Annotated in this window: 2 tRNA genes and 1 rRNA gene; all 3 read left to right on the top strand. The window is 53.3% G+C overall.

What is annotated here, in order from left to right:
* A 16S ribosomal RNA gene (locus tag AC3IFE_RS01505) occupies window positions 1-144 on the top strand; the annotation flags it as partial.
* A gap of 63 nt (window positions 145-207) precedes the next feature.
* A tRNA-Ile gene (locus AC3IFE_RS01500) sits at window positions 208-284 on the top strand.
* A 39-nt stretch (window positions 285-323) separates the two neighbouring features.
* A tRNA-Ala gene (locus tag AC3IFE_RS01495) sits at window positions 324-399 on the top strand.
* The last annotated feature ends 154 nt before the right edge of the window (window positions 400-553 follow it).

The raw sequence follows: 553 nt of genomic DNA, 5'->3' as shown, positions 1-553 counted from the left end.
CCGCCCGTCACACCATGGGAGTGGGTTTTACCAGAAGTGGCTAGTCTAACCGCAAGGAGGACGGTCACCACGGTAGGATTCATGACTGGGGTGAAGTCGTAACAAGGTAGCCGTATCGGAAGGTGCGGCTGGATCACCTCCTTTCCAGAGCTATCTCGCGACGTTGAGCGCTCACGCTTATCGGCTGTAAATTAAAGACAGACTCAGGGGTCTGTAGCTCAGTCGGTTAGAGCACCGTCTTGATAAGGCGGGGGTCGTTGGTTCGAATCCAACCAGACCCACCATTGTCTGGCGGTAGGTACACCTGAGGAATACCTGTACATGGGGGCATAGCTCAGCTGGGAGAGCACCTGCTTTGCAAGCAGGGGGTCGTCGGTTCGATCCCGTCTGCCTCCACCAATCACCAACGCTAAGAGCTTGGTTCAGACGCTGAACCGAGAATTTTGCATTGGCGATTGAGCCAGTCAGAGGATATCAACAGATATCGGCTGTCGTTCTTTAACAATCTGGAAGAAGTAAGTAATTTGGATAGCGGAAGCGTCTCGAGATGGAC

Source organism: Burkholderia sp. APQ4-4ca (assembly GCF_057837105.1).
The sequence above is the reverse complement of the archived record's forward strand: the minus strand, read 5'-3'. Positions and strand labels throughout refer to the sequence as shown.